General features: G+C 62.0%; 14 protein-coding genes. 5 read left to right on the top strand and 9 right to left on the bottom strand.

What is annotated here, in order from left to right; all coding sequences use genetic code 11:
* Positions 1–23: 23 nt before the first annotated feature.
* On the bottom strand, positions 24–689 hold the full coding sequence (locus CQ017_RS12445) for a TetR/AcrR family transcriptional regulator C-terminal domain-containing protein (protein ID WP_096255231.1): 666 nt from the start codon (positions 687–689) through the stop codon (positions 24–26).
* A gap of 112 nt (positions 690–801) precedes the next feature.
* Between CQ017_RS12445 and CQ017_RS12450 the strand changes: the two genes are divergently transcribed.
* On the top strand, positions 802–2442 hold the full coding sequence (locus CQ017_RS12450; RefSeq protein ID WP_105553981.1) for an amidohydrolase: 1641 nt from the start codon (positions 802–804) through the stop codon (positions 2440–2442).
* A 12-nt stretch (positions 2443–2454) separates the two neighbouring features.
* On the opposite strand, the gene galE is transcribed toward CQ017_RS12450, so the two are convergent.
* From galE to CQ017_RS12475, 5 genes are all read right to left on the bottom strand, one after another.
* Positions 2455–3417 carry a UDP-glucose 4-epimerase GalE gene (galE, locus tag CQ017_RS12455; RefSeq protein ID WP_105553982.1) on the bottom strand — a complete coding sequence of 321 codons (963 nt, stop codon included), beginning with the start codon at positions 3415–3417 and terminating at the stop codon, positions 2455–2457.
* Positions 3414–4610, bottom strand: a complete 1197-nt coding sequence (gene galK, locus CQ017_RS12460; RefSeq protein WP_105553983.1) for a galactokinase — start codon at positions 4608–4610, stop codon at positions 3414–3416. Before galK ends, galE begins: the two co-directional genes overlap by 4 nt.
* Positions 4607–5722 carry a galactose-1-phosphate uridylyltransferase gene (gene galT, locus CQ017_RS12465; protein ID WP_105553984.1) on the bottom strand — a complete coding sequence of 372 codons (1116 nt, stop codon included), beginning with the start codon at positions 5720–5722 and terminating at the stop codon, positions 4607–4609. The genes galK and galT overlap by 4 nt, the downstream gene beginning before the upstream one ends.
* Positions 5719–6510 carry a DeoR/GlpR family DNA-binding transcription regulator gene (locus tag CQ017_RS12470; protein WP_096282740.1) on the bottom strand — a complete coding sequence of 264 codons (792 nt, stop codon included), beginning with the start codon at positions 6508–6510 and terminating at the stop codon, positions 5719–5721. Before CQ017_RS12470 ends, galT begins: the two co-directional genes overlap by 4 nt.
* 288 nt (positions 6511–6798) lie before the next feature.
* Positions 6799–7401: a TetR/AcrR family transcriptional regulator gene (locus tag CQ017_RS12475; RefSeq protein ID WP_105553985.1), complete on the bottom strand. Its 603-nt coding sequence runs from the start codon at positions 7399–7401 to the stop codon at positions 6799–6801.
* Between the two features lie 181 nt (positions 7402–7582).
* Here CQ017_RS12475 and CQ017_RS12480 point away from each other — a divergent pair, with 181 nt between their 5' ends.
* From CQ017_RS12480 to CQ017_RS12495, 4 genes are read left to right on the top strand one after another with little or no spacing between them, the layout of a single operon-like run.
* Positions 7583–8923, top strand: coding sequence for an ABC transporter substrate-binding protein (locus tag CQ017_RS12480; protein ID WP_013350643.1), 1341 nt, complete (start codon positions 7583–7585; stop codon positions 8921–8923).
* Positions 8924–8934: 11 nt separating this feature from the next.
* On the top strand, positions 8935–9852 hold the full coding sequence (locus tag CQ017_RS12485; RefSeq protein WP_049862759.1) for a carbohydrate ABC transporter permease: 918 nt from the start codon (positions 8935–8937) through the stop codon (positions 9850–9852).
* Positions 9849–10724, top strand: coding sequence for a carbohydrate ABC transporter permease (locus CQ017_RS12490; protein ID WP_105553986.1), 876 nt, complete (start codon positions 9849–9851; stop codon positions 10722–10724). Before CQ017_RS12485 ends, CQ017_RS12490 begins: the two co-directional genes overlap by 4 nt.
* Entirely contained in the window at positions 10721–13849 is a 3129-nt protein-coding gene (locus tag CQ017_RS12495) for a glycoside hydrolase family 2 TIM barrel-domain containing protein (RefSeq protein ID WP_170947786.1), read from the top strand. Before CQ017_RS12490 ends, CQ017_RS12495 begins: the two co-directional genes overlap by 4 nt.
* Positions 13850–13870: 21 nt before the next feature.
* Here CQ017_RS12495 and CQ017_RS12500 read toward each other — a convergent pair whose 3' ends face one another.
* From CQ017_RS12500 to mmsA, 3 genes are all read right to left on the bottom strand, one after another.
* The gene (locus CQ017_RS12500) at positions 13871–14815 is read right to left on the bottom strand and encodes an aldose 1-epimerase family protein (RefSeq protein ID WP_105553987.1); all 945 of its coding nucleotides are present in this window, start codon (positions 14813–14815) and stop codon (positions 13871–13873) included.
* Positions 14816–14907: 92 nt separating this feature from the next.
* Entirely contained in the window at positions 14908–16089 is a 1182-nt protein-coding gene (gene mmsB / locus CQ017_RS12505; RefSeq protein WP_105553988.1) for a multiple monosaccharide ABC transporter permease, read from the bottom strand.
* A complete protein-coding gene (gene mmsA / locus CQ017_RS12510) occupies positions 16086–17624 on the bottom strand; it encodes a multiple monosaccharide ABC transporter ATP-binding protein (protein WP_105553989.1) in 1539 nt (512 codons plus the stop codon). Before mmsA ends, mmsB begins: the two co-directional genes overlap by 4 nt.
* Positions 17625–17669 lie beyond the last annotated feature (45 nt).

Here is a 17669-nt window from a genome sequence, read left to right on the forward strand (position 1 = left end):
GCGACAGCTCAACCCGACCGAGACTAAGGCTGGGCGACTTCCCGCTCGATGGCAGCAATCATGGCACGTAGCCCAAATTCAAAGGATTGATCGCTAACCGTGGATCGAGCCTGCCGCGCATATTTTTCCCCGCTTTCCATGACTTCCCCGTGGCTGTTGCCACCGCCTTCACCGCCCTGCTCGGGTAGCGCGGCAACATGCGCGCCGGGTGCCACGATGTCCAATGCCGCGCCGACCACCAGCGACTCAATGGCAACCATCACCATCAAGATTCTCGGCACGGCAACACCTGCACGGCGCAGGAGCCGTCCCATCTCTTCGTAGATCACTCCCGATTCGGACTCTTCGGAGATCGGTGTAGCGACAATCAGCTCAACGGCTGCGGGAACACGGAGCAAGGCTTCGCGGAATAACACCGCAAAGTGGAAGAGCGCTTCGGTCCAGGGCAGGTCGGCAAGCATGCTTCGGTCGATGGAACGCACCATGTCTCGACGCATCAGGTTCACCAGATGCTGCCGATTCTCCACGTGGTTATACAGCGCCGGTGTCCGCACATCCAAGGCGCGGGCCAGCCGCCCCATGGAAAATTCTTCCGGCCCCACGTCTTGAAGCAGGGCGAAAGCGGCATCGACAATTCCCTGCTGCGACAGGATTGGCGTGGCCGGCCGGCCGGCGACTCGTTGCGACATTCAGACCATCCCGATTCTTCGACAATTCCACCTCCATCCAACCATGGACACTCGGTGGTTCCGAGGTTAGACTCAAAAATAATTAACACTATTAATATCTTGGAGTGAAACCATGCACGGACCCCAGACGGTGCTGTACGCAGCGACCATACACACGCTGACTCAGGAGCAGGAAATAACCGCACTGGGAATCACCGACGGAGTGATCTCGCATCTCGGCAACCGTGACCAGTCGCGGGATTGGCTCACCGCCGATACGGAAATTATCGACCACGGCGATGCCGCCATCACCCCGGGGCTCGTCGATGCGCATATCCACCCGGTTTTCGGTCAGTCTGTCACCCGCGGAATTTTCCTCGGCGATGCCCGAACCGTGGAAGAAGCGACCCACCTTTTCGCTGAGTATGCACGCACGCGAGAATCCGATCAGATCCTTTTGGGACATGGGCTGAATGTGGCGATCTTCGGATCGGCCGAACCCAACGGGCAGTTTCTCGAAGCGGCAGCACCCGGCCGTTCAAGCTACGTCACCTGCTTCGATGCCCATTCGGCTCTCGCTTCGCAGGCAATGCTTCAGCTTGCGGACATCAGCGGCACGGAAAGCTTTACCGACGGTTCCAGCGTCGTGGTTGACCTGCAGGGCAATCCCACCGGCTTCCTGCGGGAGTTTGCTGCCATGGCGCTTGTCGAGAGCTCCCTGCCCGTTTTGAGCATTGACGACAAGGTGCACGCCGTCTACCGGCTGCTGCGCGAGATGGCCGCCAGCGGGCTGACCGGCGGAGAAATGCTCGATTTTGCCGACCCCGATTCCCTAGAGGTCTTCCGACGCCTCGAACAGTACGGCGATCTTCCCATCAAGCTGCGGATTGCGCCTTGGCTGATGGCGAGCGACGGCGCCGAAGCGCTGGAACGGATCATCGAGCTACAGGGACAACACGGCCGGCGTTGGCAGGTGCGCGGCGCAAAGCTCATGATTGACGGGACCGTGGACAACGGCACCGCGTGGCTCTACGAACCGGATACCGAAGGCGAATCCATGGATTCACTGTATTTGGATCCGAAGCAGTACCTCAGGAATCTCAATGCGCTAGCCGCGGCCGGAATTACCACCACCACGCATGCCATTGGGGATCGGGGCATCGGTTTTGTCATTTCGGCGATTGCCGCCCTGCCCAAGGATGGATTACGGCACCGCATTGAGCATTTGGAAGAAATCAATGATGAGGACTTCGCCCGGCTGCAGGCTTCGGGCGCAACCATCAGCATGCAGCCTACGCATTGCACCCATTTTGTGCGCGCCGACGGCTCGGACGCCTGGTCCCGGCGCCTCGGTGAGCGCCGCGCGCAGTTTGCATTCCGGCTACGCGACGTCAAGGACGCCGGACTGGTGCTGGCGCTGGGCTCCGACTGGCCTATCGCCCCCTTTGACCCGCGGTTGATCATGGCCGATGCGCAGACCCGCCGGCGTACCGAGGTGCCCGACAGCGACAGCGCACAACCACGCCACCGGCTCTCGGCACGAGAGGCGTTGGAAGGCTACACCGCCAACGTCTATGAAAGCACCGGCACGACCGGCGGGCGCCTGACTCTGGGCATGCCAGCAGACCTCTCCGTCTTCGCGGCAGATCCGCTGGCGATCTCCCCCGAGGAACTGTGTACCGTCGAGGTGCTTGGAACCTACCTGGACGGCGTTCGAGTGGATACCCATGCGGAACTCGATTCGCCCGAACCGCTCCCGGCGAGCGCGAGCTAGGTAAGCACCTGCTCAGCGCCGATGCGCCGAGGCCCGCCAGGCACTGTCCACCATCTGCTCAAGGCTATGGCGCATCTTCCAGTCCAGGTCGCGGGCGGCCAACGTGCCATCGGCAACGATGCGCGCCGGATCCCCGGGGCGGCGGGCCTCTTCGAGGGCGCTGAACTCGATGCCGGTCACCTTGGCCACCGCGTCCATGATCTGGCGCACCGAAACGCCATCGCCGGAACCCAGGTTGTAGACCGGCTCCAGCGGCGCATCCGCCTCAAGCTTCTTCGCGGCCTCGACATGGGCCAGCGCGAGGTCTGCCACGTGCACATAATCGCGCACGCAGGTGCCATCGGCAGTGCCGTAGTCGGTGCCGAAGATCTTCGGAGTCTTCCCCGCATTCAATGCCTGGAAGACCAGTGGAAACAGGTTGTGCGGGCTGGCGTCGTAGAGCTCGTCGCTGCCCGAACCGACCACATTGAAGTAGCGCAGCGAGGTGTGCTTCAGCCCGGCGGCAACGCCCTGATCACGAATCAGCCATTCGCCCACCAGCTTGCTCTGCCCGTACGGGGATTCGGGGAAGGTGCCGGTGGCTTCGGTAACCAGGTCCTCATCCGGGGTGCCGTATACGGCGGCCGAAGAAGAGAAGACCATATTGTGCACGCGGGAGCTCTCCATGGCTTCCAGCAGATGCGCGGTGCCCGTGACGTTCTGCTCGAAGGCCAGCAACGGGTGCTTCACCGATTCGCCCGCGTACTTGTAGCCGGCCAGGTGGATGACCCCGGAAACGTCATGGCGCTTCATGATTTCCACGAGCTTTTCGGTCTGCAGGATGTTCAGCTGGTAGAACGGAACCTGATCGGGCACGAAGCCGCGCACGCCACTGGCCATCGAGTCCACGACCACCGCGTCAAGGCCCGCAGCGGACAGCGAGCGAACCACATGCGATCCGATATACCCGGCTCCGCCGGTCACTAGCCAACTCATGCTTTTCCTGCTCCCTCGTCTGCGATCACGGTGAAAATAGCCGGTTCAACATAGCCTGCCTGGTCAAATGCTTCACGCACCGCCTGGCTAACCTTATCGATGTGCTCGCGCTTGATCAATGCGATGGCGCTGCCGCCAAAACCTCCACCGGTCATGCGCGCGCCAATGGCTCCGGCGGCCATCGCAGCTTCCACGGCAACGTCCAGTTCCTCACTGGAGATCTCATAGTCATCGCGCATGGATTCGTGGGACTGGTACAGCAGTTTGCCCACGGCGTCCAGGTCCCCTTCGCGCAGTGCGAAGACGGTGTCCAGCACGCGGCGGTTCTCGGTCACGATGTGCATGGCCCTCCGCTTGGCTACCGGATCCTCGATGGCTTCAAGCTCGGCCACGACGGTGACTTCGCGCAGCGACTGGACTTCCAAGGCGGCGGCGGCCTGCTCGCAGCTGGCTCGCCGGGCGGCGTACCCGCCATCAACATGCGAATGCTCCACCCGGGTGTCCATCACCAGCACCACCGCATCGTGCTGTGCCAGCGGCAGTGGCACCGCCTGGGTTTCCATGGAACGGCAGTCCAGGAACAGGGCGTGCTGGGCGTGGGACATCAGCGAGGCGCTCTGGTCCATGATGCCTGTCGGGGCGCCGACGAACTCATTCTCGGCGCGCTGGGTCAACTGCGCCATCTGCACCTTGGACAGGCCCAACTCGTAGAGGTCATCCAACGCCACGATGGTTGCCACTTCCAGGGCGTGCGAGGAGGACAGTCCCGAACCCACCGGAACATCGGAGTCCACCAGCAGCTGGATCCCGCCGAGTTCCACCCCGTCGAGCTGGTTCAGCGCCCAGAGCACGGCCGCCGGGTACGCTGCCCAGCCGGGAACCGCGCGCGGCACCAGCTCATCGAAGGTGATGGAGGTGATCGGCGGGTGTTCCCCTGACCCGTAGGTAGACGCAAAATCCAGTGTCTGGCGATCCGCGTCGAGCTGCGTCTTGCGGCGCACAGCCACCAGCGCATTCTTGTCGATGGCGAAGGGCAGCACAAAACCCATGTTGTAGTCGGTGTGCTCGCCGATCAGGTTAACCCGTCCCGGGGCGCGCCAGATGCCTTCTGGCTGGTGCCCGTAGATCTTGGCGAACTTCTGGTGCAAAGCGGCCATGCGCTGCGTGGTTTCCTTGGAGTTGCTGATGCTCATGGCATGACCTCGCGCAGTCGTGCCGCGGTCTGCTCGGCTGGAACGTCGTTGATGAATGCACCCATGGCCGCTTCGGAGCCGGCCAGGAACTTGAGCTTGTCGGCGGCCCGGCGCGGGCTGGTCAGCTGCAGGTGCAGGCGGGAAGCTTCACGTTCCTTGCCTGCCACCGGCGCCTGGTGCCAGGCGGAAATGTACGGGGTGGGAGTCTCATAGAGGGCATCGAATCCGCGCAACAGATCGCGGTACACCACGGCCAGCTCGTCTTTCTCCGCCTCATTGAGCGCGGCGAAGTCCGGCACGTGGCGATGCGGCACCAGGTGCGCTTCCAACGGCCAGCGTGCAGCGAAGGGCACGAACACGGAGAAGTGCTCGCCGGCAGCAACCATGCGCGTACCTTCCTTGCGTTCGAAGTCCAGGATGTCGCCCATCAGGGTGCGTCCGGTCTTCTCCAGGTGGGCCACCGCTTGGGCGGCCATCTTGGTGGCGGTCGGGGTCAGGTAGGGGTAGGCGTAGATCTGTCCGTGCGGGTGGTGCAGGGTCACGCCGATATCCTGGCCTCGGTTCTCGAATGGGAACACCTGGGCAATGCCTTCCATCGCCGACAGGGCCGCGGTACGCTGCGCCCACGCGTCGATGACGGTGCGCGCCCGGGCATCATCCAGCGAGGCGAAGGAACCCTCGTGCTCCGGGGTGAACACCACGACTTCGCAGCGGCCGTAGGCCGGGGCAGGAACCTGCACCGGAGCAGCAGCCGGGATCCGGCCCAGATCCGGTCCCAGCGAGGGGAAGCGGTTCTCGAAAACCACCACGTGGAAATCCTCGGCCGGAATCTCGCTGTGGCGGCCCTGGGTACTAGGGCACAGCGGGCATTCTTCCTTGGGCGGAAGGTAGGTGCGCGACTGCCGGTGGGCCGCGACGGCTACCCAGTCTCCGGTCAACCGGTCGTAGCGCAGCTGTCCAGGTTCCCCGCGCGGATCCAGCGCCCTGGTGTCGGGTGCCGGTTCGGGGGCGATGGCATTGGCATCGGCGAAGAAGATCGCCTCGCGGCCATCGGCCAGGTGATGGACCCGGTGTGATATCAGGCCAGAAGGGATCCTGCCGGTAACGCTCATGATTCGACCACCTTTTCAATTTTCAAGTTCTCGATGTGCTGGCGGAGTTCCTCGACGGCCGTCTCGTCCAAGCCGTCGTCGCTGACGAGTGTGTCGATTTCGTGCAATGGAGCACTGGAGTACAAACCGGCCAAGCACCATTTGCTGGAATCCGCGACGACCACGCGGCTGTCACAGCGTTCCAGGAAAAGTCGATTGACTTCCACCTCGAGCATGTTCGGTGTCGTGATTCCGTCCTGGACGCTGAACCCGTGGACCCCCATGAAGCATCGGTCGACGTGCAGTGTCCGCAGGGCCGCAGTGGCCAGTGGACCGACCAACGCGTCGGATACCGTTCGCAGGCCACCGGTGAGCTGCACGGTCTGGCCTGCAGCCGGGGCATCTTGTAGGAGGTCGGCGATGCGCGGAGAGTTGGTCACAATCGTGAGGTCGGGAACTGCCCGCAGCAGACGGGCCACCTCATAGGTCGTAGTCCCCGACGTAAGGGAGATGGACATTCCTGGTTCAACCATTTGCGCCGCCGCACGGGCAATGGCCGCCTTCTGCGGCAACTGCAGAGTTGACTTGCGCTGGAATCCCGGCTCTTCAGCAGACGCAGATTCCTGGAGCAGTGCGCCTCCGTGGACCTTATGCAATTCGCCGTCCTTGACCAGGCGGTCCAGGTCACGGCGCACTGTCATGTGCGAAACGCCAAATTCCTCAGCCAACTGGGCTACCTTGACTGCACCGTTGGCACGAACTCTATCCAGAATCCGCCGTCGACGCTGGGTTGGGAAGTTCTCGCTCATCGGGACTCCTTGGCAGACAGGTTGAAATAACACGCTCCGTAAAGCGATACAACCCTAATTCAAACACACTCAAACATATTTGAACACATTTGAACATATTTTCAACCAGAACCGTCCACTTGCCGGGCAGCCCGAGAACGTAGATATCAGCCCCGAAAATACTTCGGGATCATCGCTCCGGCGTGCCGCTGCAAGTGCTTCGCCCTGCTTGCGCCAAGTCCGCGCGCAGTGGGGAGCTGGATTTTCGCGCGGCTACGGCGCCCCGGAGCCAATTTCGGCAAACACCCCTCATGATTCAGGCAAAATGACCAGGTCCAGATACGCCTTGAGGGTGCCAGCCATGTCAACATCGTCGGGAGACAAGAGCCACTGCACTTGGATCCCGTCCCACAGGGCCAGCAGCGACGCTCCCGCCACATGCGGGTCCACCCCGGGGCGCAGCCGACCAATGCTCTTCATGAATTCGAATTCAGCGCCGTACTCGCCGCGCAAGCGCTCGAAGCGGGCCTCGAAATACGAGCGCGCCGGATGATCAGAAGTGGTTGATTCCCCGCAAAGGGCTGCGTAGAGCTCGATCAACTCCGCGGCACCCTCGTTGAATTGCGCTTGCTCGACAATGGACTGGGCAAAGCGCTCACCAGTGCCCGGCGTGCCGTCGGTGACGGCGTCGCGGCGCTTGAGAGCGGCAATGAGAAGTTCCTGCTTGTTCGGATAGTGGTGCAAAACGCTGGTTTGGCTCATGCCTGCCGCGTCGGCAACATCCTGCACAGTTCCGCCGCGATACCCCCGCGCGCCGAATACCTGGAGGGCAGCCTGGGCGATCTGTTCCCTTCGGGCTGCAGATTTGGCATATGGACCGCGCCGGCGGCGGCCGGATTCATTGCTCGTCACAGTTACTCAGTGTAGGTAGGCCCAGCAGTATTCGAAAATGATGCATCGGCCTAGCAAGCCAGCATGATCGGCAAACAAGAAATTTGACCAAAACTGAGTAATCACTCTATTTTTGCAGTAACCTATTTCACATGCCCTCGTCCCGGGCACCATAAAGAAAACTACTTTTAAGTGAGCACGGATGCCATTGACAACAAGACGCCGCCTTCTCAAGGCCGGCCTGGGCGCCGCCGCCCTGGGCGTAATGACTGCATGCGGCACCGCAGGCCCCCGGTCTGCAGATGCCATGCCAACCATTGCGCCGGCCGCCCCAGGAGAAAAAGTCAGGCTGACATATTGGAGCTGGCTCAAGGATATCCAGCGAGTCGCAGATGCTTTCAACGCCATGCATCCGAATATCCATGTTGAGGCGGTTTGGATCCCCAGTGGAAATCAAGGCGGATACCCAAAGCTCTACTCTGCTCTCGCAGCAGGCGGAGGACCCGATCTGGCCCAAATCGAATTCCGCACCCTCCCGGAGTTCATGCTCGTCAATGGCGTCGTGGATCTCGCGGCGTACGGTGCGCAGCAGTACGCTCACCGATATGATCCGTCACTGTGGGGCCAGGTCAGTTTTCCCAACGGAATATTCGGCATGCCTCAGGATTCCGGGCCGATGGCAATGTTCTACCAGCCAGAAACTCTGGACAAAGTCGGCGCCGTCGCCCCGGAAACATGGGCGCAATGGGCCGAGATCGGGTCAGAACTGCGTCAAGCCAACAGCTACATCGACTGCTTCTCCCTCAGTGATGCCTCCTACTTCGTGTCCTACGCGGCACAAGCAGGAGCCCAATGGCTTCGGCCATCCGACGACGGCTGGGTCATTAATATGACCGACGACGCAACACTGGAAGTCGCCAGGTTCTTCGACCGGGCCATCGACGAAGATGTCGTAACTACCGCGATCTCGCCCTTCAGCCCGTCTTGGTATGCTGCGGCTGCATCCGGCCAGCTCGCCTCTGTCACCAGTGGGAACTGGGCTGATGCGCTTGTCAGCTCTGTCGCTGGCGGACAGGGCAAATGGAGGGTCGCATCGATGCCGAAGTGGACCCCGGGCGGATACGGCTCCAGCTACCTGGGCGGATCGACGGTTGCGGTTCTGGCTAATAGCCGCCATCCGCATGAGGCCTTGGAGTTCGCCGCCTGGATGACGTCCACGGAAGCCGGGATCAGCAACGAAATCGCGCACAGCGGCATTGGCTGGTCACCGGTTCCGGGCATCATCGGCGAGTCGCGCGAAGGCCCCTCCGAATTCTTCGGCGGGCAATCGTACAACAAGCAAGTCATTGTCCCAGCCAGCAAATCGCAGAATCCCAATTGGAGCTGGTGGCCGGTCACCCAGCAATCCTTCAATATCCTTTCCGACGGATTCCGCCGGAAAGCCGCCGGAACCAGCTTGGTCGATTCGGTGGTATCCGCAGAGCAGGAAATCATTGCGGCATTCCGCAACAAGGGCCTGAAGATCCGCAAGGAGGCATCGTGAGCACGCCGACCATCACCCGAGGCACCCGGAGAAAACGTGGTCCCTCACCAAGCAGGTTTGAGCTCGCCCCGTGGCTGTTGCTCGCGCCTTTCCTCGCGCTCTTCACCCTGACTTTCATCTTGCCCATCATTGCAGCCATACAAGCCAGCTTCACCCGTATCACACGGCGCGGATTGTTCGGAGAAGCCGGCGTGCACAGCGAATTCGCTGGATTCGGCAATTACGCGCAAGCCCTGGGAGACGAAGCCTTCGTTGCTTCGATTGGCCGCATGATCGTGTTCGGCATCGTGCAGGTTCCCATCATGATCCTTCTTTGCACGGTCCTGGCTCTGCTGCTTGAGTCGGCGAGCGCCAAATGGCCGGCCTTTTTCCGGGCGGCGTACTTCCTGCCCTACGGCGTGCCGGGGGTCATTGCCACTATCCTCTGGTCATTCCTCTATGTTCCCGGCCTGAGCCCGATCATCGATGCCGCCTCAGCCGTCGGCTTGGAAGTCGATTTCCTCGGGCCACAGAGCATCTTGTGGTCCATCGCCAACATCGTGACATGGAGCTACACGGGCTACAACATGCTGATCGTCATCGCGCAGCTCAAGGCAATTCCCGGCGAGATCTACGAAGCCGCACGCTTGGACGGGGCGGGTCCACTGCGTGTGGCATGGCATATCCAGCTGCCGCTCATCAGCCCGGCACTGGTCTTGACCACGGTCTTCTCCATCATTGGCACCTTGCAGCTTTTCGCCGAAGCGCAAGTTCTCATGAGTGTCGCACCCGCCATCGACAGCCAATACACCCCTAACCTTTCCGCCTACACAACCGCGTTCGCCTACAACGACTACAATGTTGCGGCTGCGCAATCCGTTCTCATTGCCTTGGCCGCATTCGCGCTCTCATTCGCCTTCCTGCGCCTGACCAATAGGAAGTCCTCATGACCCTGATCCGCCGCCAGTCCTTCGAAAAGCCCGCCTCTTCAAAACCAGCGACTCTGATTGTCACGGCCTTGCTGACCATAGCCGCATTGTATTTCCTGGTCCCGGTCTACTGGGTCGTCGTTGCAGCAACGAAATCGACCCAGGACTTGTTTAGCACAAATGGTTTCCTCCTCTCCGGTGACTTCGTCCTATGGAAAAATCTGGGCCAGGTTCTGGCCTATGACGGCGGAATTTTCCTGCGCTGGTTCATGAACTCGTTGCTATACGCGGGGGCAGGGGCGCTGATTGCCGCTTACCTTGCTGCAGCTGGCGGATACGCCCTGGCCAAGTACCGTTTCCGCGGAAGCAATCTGGTCTTCGGTGTGGTCTTGGGAGGCGTTCTCGTGCCTGGAACCGCAACCGCCTTGCCCCTATTCCTGTTGTTCAGCGAAATGGGGCTGTCCAATACCTATTGGAGTGTCCTGCTGCCATCATTGGTGTCCCCGTTCGGCCTGTTCCTCTGCCGCGTTTACGCTTCCAGCACCGTGGATAGCGCGTTACTCGAAGCCGCGCGCCTGGATGGCGCAAGCGAACTGCGGATCTTCCACACGATAGGACTCAGAGTCCTGTCCCCTGCTCTGGTGACGGTATTCCTGTTCCAGCTTGTCGGAATCTGGAATAACTATTTCCTTCCCCTGGTGATGCTGTCCGATTCGGATCTCTATCCAATTACCCTGGGCCTGAACACCTGGCTGGGACAGGTTGACCGCCTGCCAGAATTCTACGAGCTGACCACCGGCGGCGTCTTGCTGTCCACTATTCCCTTGGCCATTGCCATGATCGTCCTGCAGCGCTTCTGGCGCGGGGGCCTGACCGAAGGATCCGTTAAATGACTTCCCCAACAGCCTATCTGTCCGATACCGCCCCGGGCGGAGGCCGGCGCCTGCCGGCAACGTCCTGGACCCACAGTGATGCCCCTGAACTGAGCCTCGATGGACAGTGGAAGTTCCGCTGGCTCCCTGGCGTACCGGGCACGCCCGGAGGGCGCGGACTGCTGCCGGCAGGCGAGCTTCCCGAGTCCATGGCAGATGCTGGCTATGACGACTCGAGCTGGGACAGCATCGCAGTCCCTGGGCACTGGGTATTGCAGGCCGATGGCGCCTACGGACGCCCTTCGTACACGAACGTCCAATTTCCCTTCCCTTGCGACCCGCCCTATCCACCGGATGAGAATCCTACCGGCGACTACCGGCGGACCTTCGAAGTGCCCCAGAGCTGGACTTCCGGAATGGAGCGGCTGGTGCTGCGCTTCGACGGCGTTGAATCCCGATACAAGGTATGGGTCAATGGGCAAATGATTGGCTGGGGTACCGGTAGCCGCCTTGCCCAGGAATTCGATGTGAGCTCGGCCGTAGCCGCCGGTGAAAATACAATCGTTGTCCGCGTGCACCAATTCTCCGCTTCGAGCTACGTCGAGGACCAGGACCAGTGGTGGCTCCCGGGAATTTTCCGATCGGTAACGCTCAAGGCCCGTCCGCACGGCAGCATTGACGACCTCTGGATAAAAACCGGCTATTCCTCCGGTACCGGAATCATTACACCGGAAATCATGGCCGCTGACGATGCGTTCCCGCTACGTTTCGTTGTTCCCGAACTGGAAATCGACGAAGTGTGGCAAAGCCGCGAGGATATCCGAGAGGTGGAAGTGCCCGCCGTTTCCCCATGGAGCGCTGAGCGGCCAAAACTCTATGGAGCAACCGTTTCCAGCACTGGCGAGACCATCAGCCTGCGGCTAGGTTTCCGCACGGTAAGAATTGCAGGCGACCAGTTCCTGGTCAACGATCGCAAAGTGGTCTTCAACGGGGTGAACAGGCATGAAACCCACCCGCTCCTCGGCCGGGCGTTCGATGAGCAATTCGCACGAGAAGACCTGATGCTAATGAAGCGCTTCAATGTCAACGCCATTCGCACCAGCCACTATCCGCCGCATCCGCGGCTCCTGGACTTGGCCGACGAGCTCGGTTTCTGGGTCATACTCGAAAACGATCTGGAAACCCACGGATTTGAACGTCACGGCTGGCAGGGCAATCCCAGTGACGACCCGGCCTGGCGAAGTGCCTATCTTGATCGGATGGAGCGGACTTTCGAACGGGACAAGAACCATCCCTCAATCATCATGTGGTCGCTTGGCAACGAGTCCGGCACCGGGGCCAACCTTGCCGCGATGTCCGCATGGATCCATGCGCGGGATAGCAGCCGCCCGGTGCATTATGAAGGCGACTACACCGGAGAATACACCGATGTGTATTCGCGAATGTACGCTTCGTTCCCCGAAGTGCAGACAATTGGAGAGGACCGGATGACCGCTCCGCTGCTGGGATGCACCACCGCAGAGGCCGCGCGCCAGCGGACCAGGCCCTTCCTGTTGTGCGAGTATGCGCACGCCATGGGCAATGGGCCCGGAGGATTGCAACGGTATGCGGATCTGGTGGACCGCTATCCCCGGTTGCATGGAGGCTTCGTCTGGGAATGGCGTGACCACGGGCTGCAGGCCAGCACACCGGATGGCAAGAGCTTCTATGCTTACGGCGGCGATTTCGGCGAGGAGCTCCACGATGGCACCTTCGTCATGGACGGACTGGTCCTCTCCGATTCCACTGCCTCACCGGGGCTCCATGAGTTCAAGCATGTAGTCGCCCCGATCAAGTTCTCCCTGTCCTCCGTGGACGGACACCGGGTGCGCTTGGGCATCCGGAATGACCGCCACAGTGCCGACAGCGGCGACCTCGCATTCAGCTGGCGCTTGGAAGCGGCCGGGCATCCGGTCGCTAGTGCAGAATTCTTGGTATCCGGCTCTGACGACGCGCTGGAAGCTGGCGAAACTGCCACGGTTGAACTCGCCTTGCCGTACCCCCTGCCCGCAGGCGAAAACTGGTTAACCGTGGAGGCGCGGCTGGCCGAGGATGCAGCGTGGGCGGCCGCGGGCCATGAGGTGGCCAGCGCCCAATGGCCGATAGCTGCTCCATCCACCGCAATGCCGGGGCCGCGACCCGCACGGTTGCCCTCTTCGGCTGATGCGGGCGGAGCATCGATCCCTCTGGACAATGGCCGGATGCAGCTTGGTGCCGCAGTTTTCGCCGAGGGCAAGCTCATGGAGTTGGCCGGGCAGCCGGTGCATGGGCCGCGGCTGGAGTTGTTCCGCGCACCCACCGACAATGACCGTGGCGCACACTTCGGCAGCTATAACCATTCTGATCCCTGGCAGGAAGATGAGCACGGAGTCCCGGGCAATGGAGAACCCGGTCCGTCAAATGCGGACCTCTGGACGGCGGCCGGATTGGACCGGCTGAAGGCGCGGGTGCTCAGTGTCGCTACCGGTCCGGGCCGTGTGCAGGTGGCGACCAGGTATTCAGCAGCGGACCAGGCCTGCTCCATCCGAGTTGACGAGCAATGGAGCCTGGACGAGTCCGGCCTGTGGCTTCGCATCGATATGGTTCCAAGCCGAGGCTGGACATCGGTGTGGCCCCGATTCGGCGTGCGTTTCCAACTGGGCAAGGAGGTCGATTCGGCATCCTGGTACGGCTTGGGCCCGCACGAATCCTACCCGGACAGCCGTCTGGCGGCACGAGTAGGCCGCTACAGTGCAAGCATTGACGATTTGCCGGTCGAATACGCACGTCCGCAGGAAACAGGGCACCGCAGCGATTTGCGCGAATTGGAGCTCGGCGTGGGCGGTGCGCCGTGGCTGCGCATCGAGGCCTGGCCCGACGGATTGGACCGTCGCCCCGGTTTCACGCTCAGCCGCCACACGGCACAGCAGCTTGCCGGCGCTGCCCATCCGCACGAGCTGCCGGAACCAACCAACTCCTGGCTGTACCTGGATGCGGCCCAGCATGGCGTAGGTTCCCGGGCCTGTGGTCCCGATGTCTGGCCGGAAGACGCGCTGCGCCCCGAGGCGCGCTCCTTGCTCCTGCGGATCACCGGATTGACAGGGAACGAAACCTCGCGGAGCGGGTAGCGCCGCGAACTTCCCTGCCGCTCATCGCGGCTGGACCGGGCCAATCAGCCAGCTGGCTTCATGGCTGGCGCCCGGGGCCAGCGCGATGACGTCCTGGCCGGAGTTGAAGCCGCCGGGCGGGCAGGTCATCGGCTCGATGGCCAGCCCGGTGCGGTCAAGCGCCGGATCATCGCGGTCTGCGGTGTGGATCTGGACCCACGGGCAGGCTTCGTCCCAGGTGATCTGCGACCCGAGGCCCTTGGTGTCGGTGATCGATGCGCTGAATGAGCCGTCCGCGTCGGCGGCCAGGGAAGTGTAGGCATGATCGATGAAGAGGTCCCCGATCGGCTTCGGGGTGCGGAAATCCAGCTCGGTGCCAGCCACCTGAACCACCTCCCGCGGCAGCAGGCGCGCGCCGTCGGTGAGCTGCACCTTGCCGGCTGGCAGGGTGAAAGTCCATTCATCCGCCTTCTTGCCCGGTGCGACCAGGTAGGCGTGCGAACCCCAGGCGAAGGGCGCGGTGCCCTGCCCGAGGTTGGTGGCGGTGGCGATGGTGCGCAGCCCGCCGGCTTCCAGCCGGTAGTCGATCACCAGCTGCACCTCATAGGGGTAGCCGGGGTTCGGGGCGATCACGGTGCGCAACTGGGCGGAGCTGCCGCGGCGCCCGGTGATCTCGAAGCTGGTATCGGCCACCAGGCCGTGCAGCGCGTGGCCGCGCTCCGGCTCGGTGATCGGCAACTGCAGCTCCTGGCCTTCCCAGTGGTAGGCCCCGTTGATCACCCGGTTGGGCCAGGGGGCCAGGATGGCGCCGGAGAACACCGGGCGCGCGCCATGCGGATCGAAGGCGCGCACCAGCGGGCGGCCACCGTAGTCCAGGGACACCAGTGTGGCGCCCACCGTGGCCAGCTGCGCGGTGAAGCCGTGGGCTCGCAGCGTGAGCACCGTTCCGTTGGCGGTGTCCTGCTGCGGCATTGCTTGGCGATCCATTTCGTCATCCTTCTGCTGTGCTGGGAAACCATCGGGCACGCACAGGCCCTCCCGCAATTGCGTGCGAGAGGGCCCCTGGCGCTAATCAAATGCTAGTTGCCCGCACCTGCGCGGCGCTTGTTGTAGATGTCGAAGGCCACCGCGAGCAGCAGCACCAGGCCCTTGACGATCTGCTGCGTGGAAGCGCCAACACCCATCAGCTGCATGCCGTTGGAGAGCACCGCCATCACCAGGCCACCGACAATCGCGCCGGTCACCCGGCCCACACCACCGGTGGTCGAGGCGCCACCGATGAAACAGGCGGCAATTGCATCAAGCTCAAACATATTGCCCGCGCCGGGCTGCGCCCCGTTGGAACGCGAGGAGAACACCGCACCGGCGATACCGGCGAGCATGCCCATATTCACGAAGATCCAGAAGTTGACCTTCTTGACGTTCACGCCGGAAAGGCGCGCGGCCGAGAGGTTGCCACCGATCGCGTAGATGTGGCGGCCAAAGACGGTCCGCGTGGTCAGCACGTGGTAGCCGATCACCAGCACGCCCAGGATCATCAGCACAATCGGCATGCCGCGGCTGATGGAGATCTGCCAGAAGAACCAGAGGATCACGATGGCGGCCAGTGCGTTCTTCGCGATGAACATGGCCATCGACTCGACATCCTGGCCGAACTTCACGCGTCCACGGCGGGTGGAATACTGGGACCAAACCAAACCGGCCACCGCGACCACACCGATGAGCACGGTGAACATGTCGAAGCCGTAGCCGCCGAGCAAGCCATTGAGGAAGCCACCGGCCACCTCCTGGTATTCGCCAGGGAAGGGGGAAAGTGAAACGTTGTTCAGCACCTCATAGGTCAACCCGCGGAAGAGCAGCATGCCGGCCAAGGTGACGATGAAAGCCGGAATGCCTACATAAGCCACCCAGAATCCCTGCCACACACCGCACAGCGCGCCCACCGCTACCGCGGCGAGAATGCCTACCCACCACGGGGCCCCGGTTTTGATGACCAATACCGCGGAGACCGCGCCGGTCAGCGCCACGAGCGAGCCGACCGAGAGGTCGATATGCCCGGCGACAATTACCATGATCATGCCCAAGGCCAAGATCAGCACGTAGGAGTACTGCAGGATGATATTTGTCAGGTTGATCGGGCTGAGCAGCAACCCGTCGGTCATGATGGTAAACAGCACCACGATGAGCACGAAGGCGATATAGATGCCGCTGGTGCGCAGATTCTTGGTGAAAATGTCTTTCAGCTCGGATTTCAGTGTCATCGGGCGTTTTCCTTCTCGATGGTCATAAGCTCCATGAGGCGTTCCTGGGTGGCTTCGCTTCGCGGGAGTTGGCCGGTCATCCGGCCGTAGGCAAGGGTGTAGATGCGGTCGCAGATACCCAGCAATTCGGGCAGTTCGGAAGAAATCACCAGGACCGCCTTGCCGGAGGCCGCCAGCTCATTGATGATCGTGTAGATCTCGTATTTCGCGCCGACGTCGATTCCGCGGGTCGGCTCATCCAGGATCAGCAGCTCGGGGGCGGTATGCAGCCATTTGCCCAGGACAACCTTCTGCTGGTTGCCGCCGGAGAGGTTTCCGGTTTTCGCCAGTACGCTCGGTGCCTTGATCCGCATCGATTTGCGGTAGTGCTCGGCAATCTGGATTTCCTTATTGCCGTTGACGAACCCGGCAGAGGAGATCTTTCCCAGCCCGGCGGCGGTGGTGTTCACCCGGATGTCCTCGATGAGGTTCAGGCCGAACTTCTTGCGGTCCTCGGACACGTAGGCGATACCCGCCTTGATGGCCTTGCCCACGGTGGAGGTGTCCACCTTGCGCCCGTCCATCAATACGGTGCCGGAGATCCCGCGGCCGTAGCTGTGGCCGAATACGCTCATGGCCAGCTCCGTGCGTCCGGCGCCCATCAACCCGGCGATGCCCACGATTTCGCCGGCGCGCACGTCCAGCGAGGCCTTGTCGACGACAATGCGATCGTGCTGGGTGGGGTGGCGTACGGTCCAGTCGCGAACCTCGAAGACCACCTGGCCGATCTCTGGTTCGCGTTCCGGGTAGCGTGCCGACAGCTCGCGGCCCACCATGCCCTGGATGATGCGGCTCTGCGTCGAGGCGGGGTCGGCCATATCCAGGGATTCCACGGTCTGCCCATCACGGATGATCGTGGTGTTGTTGGCAATATCTTCGATCTCGCCGAGTTTGTGCGAGATGATGATGCAGGTGATTCCCTGCTCGCGCAGTTCACGCAACAGATTCAACAGGTGTGCGGAGTCATCATCATTTAGCGCGGCCGTAGGCTCATCGAGGATGAGCAGCTTGACGTCCTTATTCAACGCCTTGGCGATCTCCACCAGCTGCTGCTTGCCCACGCCGAGCTGGCCTACCGGGGTGACCGGTGTTTCGGCCAATCCCACCCGGGCCAATAACTTGGCCGCCCGCTGGTTGGCTTCGTTCCAGTCGATGAATACCCCGCGCTTGGTCTCGTTGCCTAGGAAGAGGTTTTCGGCCACCGACAGATAGGGCACGAGGGCCAATTCCTGGTGGATGATCACCACGCCCTGGGCCTCGGAATCCTTGATGCTTGAGGCCTTCAGCTCCTGGCCGTTGAACAGAATTTTCCCGTCATAGCTGCCATGGGGGTAGACGCCGGAAAGCACCTTCATAAGGGTGGATTTCCCGGCCCCGTTTTCGCCGCAGATGGCGTGGATTTCACCCTGCTGGACGGAAAGGTTTACTCCGTCCAAGGCCTTGACCCCGGGGAATGTCTTGGTGATGTCCTGCATCTGCAGGATGGTGCTGTCCATAGTGCAGCCGTCCTTGTCATGATCTGTGTACTGCGTGAAGCGCTG

The organism is Arthrobacter sp. MYb224 (genome assembly GCF_002975455.1).
Taxonomy (GTDB): domain Bacteria; phylum Actinomycetota; class Actinomycetes; order Actinomycetales; family Micrococcaceae; genus Glutamicibacter.